Source organism: Streptomyces sp. NPDC005202, from assembly GCF_040608235.1.
Taxonomy (GTDB): Bacteria; Actinomycetota; Actinomycetes; order Streptomycetales; family Streptomycetaceae; genus Streptomyces.
Map to the genome: position 1 here is coordinate 1 of NZ_JBEXHW010000074.1, position 5103 is coordinate 5103.

The window sequence follows — 5103 nt, forward strand, 5'->3', positions numbered from 1 at the left end:
CGACACCTCGAAGCGTGAAGAACGGCCGCCCTGCTGTCTCAGGAAGCAACCAAGATCAGCGGGTCAGGTGAACCGCCGAGGTTAAACAACAAGCTTAGAAGCCGTTGTCGTACCGAACGTGATCGCTGCGTTTTCGCTGGTCAGGCATGATGTTGGCGGTCCTGCGACAGGGATGACACGTCGTGTTGTCTCGTCGGGGAGGTGTTCAGGTGCCGTCGGTGATGGGGCTGTTGGAGGTTCGGGAGACGGCTGCCCGGGTGCGGGTGGAGGAGCTGCGTGCCGAGGCCGACCGGGCTCTGGCCGAACTGGAGGAGGCTGAAGCCGTGCTGGAGCGGCGGGTCGTCGCACTGGCGGAGCTGACCGAGGCCCTTGCCATGGTGTCCGCACCCGGGCGGCGATGGCGCTGTTGGGAGCTGGCCCCGCCCGCCGGCCTCGAGGCGGCGCCTGGAACCCCGCCCGGTGGCAGGGGGCGGCGGACCTCGTCGTCCAAGGTGTGGATATCCATGGTGGACGGGGCCTCAGCATGAACGCGAATTCCGGTCCTGGGACGCGTTCGGCAGGGGTAGCGGCTCGCGGACATCGTGCGCCGCGGTTCCCGGGAGGGGGAGGCCCTCGATGATCCGGGCGGTGGTCTCCGCGACCTCGCCGGTGTCCCTGGGTGGCCGCGTTGTGTGACGGCGGTGCGGCTTGCGTAGCGGCCGTGCACTGAAGTGCAGACGTGCCGACGTGGCCGTCGGTGCTACCCAGGGGCTGTGTCGGCTGCTGGAAGTTCCAGGCGTAGTTCGTAGCCGCCGTCGACCGTGGGACCGGAGGTGACGGTGCCGCCGAGGAGCGCGGCGCGCTGACGCAGGCCGACCAGGCCATAGTGCGCGCTGGGCAGGGGCAGGGCGGGCCGGGTGGGAGCGGTGTTGGTGACGGTGACGCGGACGGCGCTGCCCTCGTGGTGGATGCGCACCGTCGCGGTGGCGCCGGGGGCGTGTTTGCGTGTGTTGGTGAGTGCTTCCTGGACGGTGCGGTAGACGGCGCGCTGGAGGGTCGGCGGCAGGCCGTCGGGCAGGTCCGTCGTCAGCTGGGCATCGATGCCGCTGCTGCCGACCAGCTGCTCGAGGTCGGCCAGGGACGGCTGCGGGGTCAGTTCGGCGGGGCGCCCGCCGGAGGCGCGCAGGACGCTGACCATGTGGCGGAGCTCGTCGAGGGTCTGGACGCTGAGCCGCCGGATGGTGCCGGCTGCGTCCTTGGCTTCCGCGTCGCGGGTGCCGACCTGGAGCGCTCCGGCCCGTACCGCGATCAGACTGACCTGGTGGGAGACCACGTCGTGCATCTCCCGGGCGAGCTGGGCGCGTTCCCTGGCCAGGACCGCCTGGGCGGTCAGCAGCTGTTCGTGTTCCCGGGCCTGGGAGATCTCGGCGAGCCGCAGCGACAGGTCGCGCCGCGTCTGGACGAGCTGGCCGAGGAAGACGGGCGCGGCTGCCGTCGCCCCGGTGTAGCCGAGCGTGATCAGCGTGGAGGTTTTCGTCAGGTCGAAGGCCGGGGATGGCCACGAGGCCATGTCGCTCAGCGTGAACGCCAGGGCGCAGACGGCCAGGAGGGCGCGGTGGCGGGTGAGCGAGGCGAGCGTGTACAGCGCGATCAGAGAGGCGATGACCGCGTCGGAGAACTGGACGGCGGGAAGGGTGAGCAGGAATGTGAGCAGCGGCAGGCGGCGGCGCAGCAGCAGGGCGAAGGCGGCGCCGAGGGCGCAGGCCATGCGCAGCGGCTCGTGGGTGTCCCAGTGCGCCCAGACGTCGAGCAGCGAGACTCCGACCGGCATGGCGTCCAGCAGCGGCGCGGGCAGGCGGCGGGGAGTCATCAAGGGTCCTTGAGGAGGCCGGCCCGCTGGGCGAGCAGGGCGGCCTGGACCCGGCCGCCCACCTCCAGCTTGGTGAGGATGGCGCTCACGTGGTCCTTGACCGTGCCAGTGCTCAGGTGCAGCCGCGTGGCGATGTCGGTGTTGGACAGTCCCTCGGCGATGAGGACGAGCACGGTCCGCTCGCGGTCGGTGAGCCGGTCGAGGCTGCCGGCGGCGCGGTCCTGTGAGCCGGCGTCCAGGTAGCCGTCCACCACGGTCCGGGTCACCTTGGCCGACAGTACGGTGCCACCGTCGGCCAGGGAACGCACCAGGAACGGCAGCTCCTCGGGGTCGGTGTCCTTGAGCAGGAATCCCGCGGCGCCCGAGCGGAGCGCCGTCGCCACGTACTCGTCCATGTCGAACGTCGTGAGCATGGCCACCACCGGGGGGTGCGGGAGCCGGCGGAGTTCGGCCAGGACGGTGAGTCCGTCGACGTCCGGCATTCGGATGTCCATCAGCACGACGTCGGGGCCTGTCTCCTGCGCCGTCTGGAGTGCCTGGCCGCCGGGGACCGCCGCGATGACCTCGATCCCATCGGCCGCCTCGAGGATGCGCTGGAAGCCCATGCGGATCAGAGCCTCGTCGTCGACCACCAGTACCCGGATCACGCGTGCTCCACTCGCCATCGGACCACTGTCCGATTCGTACCACGTCGAGGGGAGCCCTGCCTGGTGCCGGACACCGGATCCGGCCCGGAGGTGCAGCCGCGCCAGCCAGTCGGCGGGGTGGTTCCGGACACCTGCCGGATGGTTGTCACCGACAGGGCGCACCGACCCTGGAGCACATGACGCACGACGCACCGTCGACCGTGCCGTCCGCCGCGAAACCGGCGGACGACTCCCCTTTCCGCGCGTCGTCGACTGGACGGCTGGTCGGATTGGACCTGGCCCGCGGCCTGGCCATCCTGGGTACGTTCGCGGCGCACGTGGGCCCCGAGCCGTCGGTGGGCGGCCCGTCCGGCTGGTTCCTGGAGGTTGCCCGCGGCCGGTCCGCTGCGCTGTTCGCTCTGCTGGCCGGGTTCACCCTGGTTCTTCCGACGGGCCGGCCGCAGCAGCGAACCGGGCGTGCGGGGCGGCAGGCCGTGGGCCGCGTGCTCATCCGCGCTGTCGTCCTGATCGCCCTCGTCGGATACGCGCTGACCGCCCTGGACACGCCGGTCGACGTGATCCTGTCCTTCTGCGGGCTGCTGTTCGTCCTCGCCCTTCCCCTGTACCGGCTGCGGGCGGGCACCCTGGCCGTCATCGCTGCGGCAACCGCGCTCCTCATGCCGCCGGTCCTGTATCTGTTGCGGGCCGGCGTCGAGGGCGGAAGCTGGTCCGACACCGTCATGGCCCACGATCTCCTGGCCCGGGCCACCAGCACGGACGGGATCGTCGAACTGTTCGTCACCGGGAAATACCCGGTACTGACCTGGCTCCCGTTCATCATCGCAGGAATGGCCGTGGCCAAGCTCGACCTCACCCGGCCCCGCGCACTGGCCAAGATCGCCGCCTGCGGCGCCGCCCTTGCGGTGATCGGATACGGCGGGTCCTGGCTGGCCCTGCACCTGGTGCCGGGCGCGCAGGCCGCCGTGAGCGCGGCCACGGAAGGCGGCCCGGCCGCATCGGCCTGGTGGTCCGACGCCGTCGGCGACGAACTCCTGCCCGGCAGGCCTGCCTGGCTGCTGGTGGCCGCCCCGCACAGCCAGACGACCTGGTCCAATGTGGGCCACACCGGTGTCGCCCTGGCGGCCCTGGCCGCCTGCCTGATCGCCACCGCCCGCTCCGCGCGCGTGCGGTGGCTGGTCGCCCCGGTGATCGCGGTCGGTTCCATCTCCCTGACTGCCTACGTCGGCCACATCATCGCCATCAAGGTCTTCGGCACCGACGACATGCCCGATTCCGCTGCGCTTCCGGTCTTCCTCAGCTTCGCCGCGGTGGCCATGCTGCCGGCCCTGGCCTGGACCCGCGTCTTTGGGCGAGGCCCGCTGGAGTACGCCCTGTACGCCGCCACGACACCCGCCCGTCTCATCCACTAGCCGATGGTGCCGTGCCCCACCATGCAGCGTGGCACGGCAGTTAAGGAGGTCAGGCGTATGACGATGTGTCTGACGTTTCTGAGTGCGACCGCCGAGGAGACCACCAGGGTCTTCGGTGACCCGTCCCCCAGTGAGACCGGCCTGCGGCAGACAAGCTCCCCCAGCGCGGGGTTTCCTCCCTACTCGCTGGCCGTCCGGGCACCTTCGGCTCGCTGCGCGCGGACCGCCGCTGCCCTCGGTCTGGAGGCCACGCCCGAGCCCGCCCTGCGCGACTTCGACTACGGCCAGTGGTACGGCCGCGCAGTAGCCGACGTCGCCGCCAGCGACCCCCACGGGTACTCGGCCTGGTTCACCGACCCGGATTCTGCACCGCACGGCGGCGAGTCGGTGCGCCAGCTCTGCCTGCGAACCGCCCACTGGCTGAGCCACGTGCCGCCTGACGCCGATCGTGCACTGGCCATTGTCGAATCGTCCGTGATCCGGGCGGCGCTCGTCCATGCCCTCTCGGCACCCGTGAGAGCCTTCTGGCACCTCGACGTGCCGTGGCCGTCCACAATCTCTCTCATATTCCGCGACGGCAGCTGGAACGTCCGGTTCGGCTACGGCATTCCGCGACCAGTCCGGCGGGCGGCCCACGACGTGTGGGGGCGCCCTGGGAGCGGTCAGTGCGATACCGGGACGGCCGGGTGGGTACACACGGGCGCCACGCCACCTACGGACCGGTCGCTTGACCGCTCCAAGGGCCCGAGGAAAGGTTGCCGCGCTGTAAGCCCGTACCCCGGTCACGGTCCGCCTGGAGGATCTGGACAAGATGTGCGCCGAGTGCTGGACTGCACGGTCGCCGATCTGCTGCAGGCCGACCCGCGCACCCGAGGCCGCGGTGACGCCGAAGGGGGAGGTCACCACTGTTTCCACTGATCAACGGGGCACCGTAACAGTGCGACAGGTGCGACACCCCAGATAATCCACTCGGGAGAAACCCGCAGCATCACGGCCTCGGCGTCCTACCGTCGGGGCCGTGGTCGTATCAAGCGCCGAACAGGCGCCTGATTGTCAGATCGATTGCCAGCGCTGTCACCAGCGCCAGGAACCGACCGACGGGACCTAGAAGACCCATGAAGATCTTGGGGTTCTGGCCCCGCCGCGTGAGCGGCGGGGCCAGACTCGTTGTTGTGGTGATGGGGGAATGGGCCGGGGA

General features: G+C 70.7%; 5 protein-coding genes. 3 read left to right on the forward strand and 2 right to left on the reverse strand.

Annotated elements, in window-relative coordinates; genetic code table 11:
- Positions 1 to 221 precede the first annotated feature (221 nt).
- The gene (locus ABZV31_RS37940) at positions 222 to 527 is read left to right on the forward strand and encodes a hypothetical protein (RefSeq protein WP_355901400.1); all 306 of its coding nucleotides are present in this window, start codon (positions 222 to 224) and stop codon (positions 525 to 527) included.
- Positions 528 to 739: 212 nt separating this feature from the next.
- On the opposite strand, the gene ABZV31_RS37945 is transcribed toward ABZV31_RS37940, so the two are convergent.
- Both ABZV31_RS37945 and ABZV31_RS37950 read right to left on the reverse strand, forming a co-directional pair.
- Positions 740 to 1849: a histidine kinase gene (locus tag ABZV31_RS37945; protein WP_355901402.1), complete on the reverse strand. Its 1110-nt coding sequence runs from the start codon at positions 1847 to 1849 to the stop codon at positions 740 to 742.
- Positions 1849 to 2496, reverse strand: a complete 648-nt coding sequence (locus ABZV31_RS37950) for a response regulator transcription factor (protein WP_355901406.1) — start codon at positions 2494 to 2496, stop codon at positions 1849 to 1851. Before ABZV31_RS37950 ends, ABZV31_RS37945 begins: the two co-directional genes overlap by 1 nt.
- 176 nt (positions 2497 to 2672) lie before the next feature.
- Between ABZV31_RS37950 and ABZV31_RS37955 the strand changes: the two genes are divergently transcribed.
- Both ABZV31_RS37955 and ABZV31_RS37960 read left to right on the forward strand, forming a co-directional pair.
- Positions 2673 to 3905 (forward strand): acyltransferase family protein, encoded by a 1233-nt coding sequence (locus ABZV31_RS37955; protein ID WP_355901404.1) that lies wholly within the window; start codon positions 2673 to 2675, stop codon positions 3903 to 3905.
- Between the two features lie 63 nt (positions 3906 to 3968).
- Positions 3969 to 4823, forward strand: a complete 855-nt coding sequence (locus tag ABZV31_RS37960) for a histidine phosphatase family protein (RefSeq protein WP_355901407.1) — start codon at positions 3969 to 3971, stop codon at positions 4821 to 4823.
- The last annotated feature ends 280 nt before the right edge of the window (positions 4824 to 5103 follow it).

Bases quoted from the DNA above. Each gene is read 5' to 3' on its own strand.
- ABZV31_RS37940 (WP_355901400.1), top strand. From the start codon at position 222: ATGGGGCTGTTGGAGGTTCGGGAGACGGCTGCCCGGGTGCGGGTGGAG.
- ABZV31_RS37945 (WP_355901402.1), bottom strand. From the start codon at position 1,849: ATGACTCCCCGCCGCCTGCCCGCGCCGCTGCTGGACGCCATGCCGGTC.
- ABZV31_RS37955 (WP_355901404.1), top strand. From the start codon at position 2,673: ATGACGCACGACGCACCGTCGACCGTGCCGTCCGCCGCGAAACCGGCG.
- ABZV31_RS37960 (WP_355901407.1), top strand. From the start codon at position 3,969: ATGTGTCTGACGTTTCTGAGTGCGACCGCCGAGGAGACCACCAGGGTC.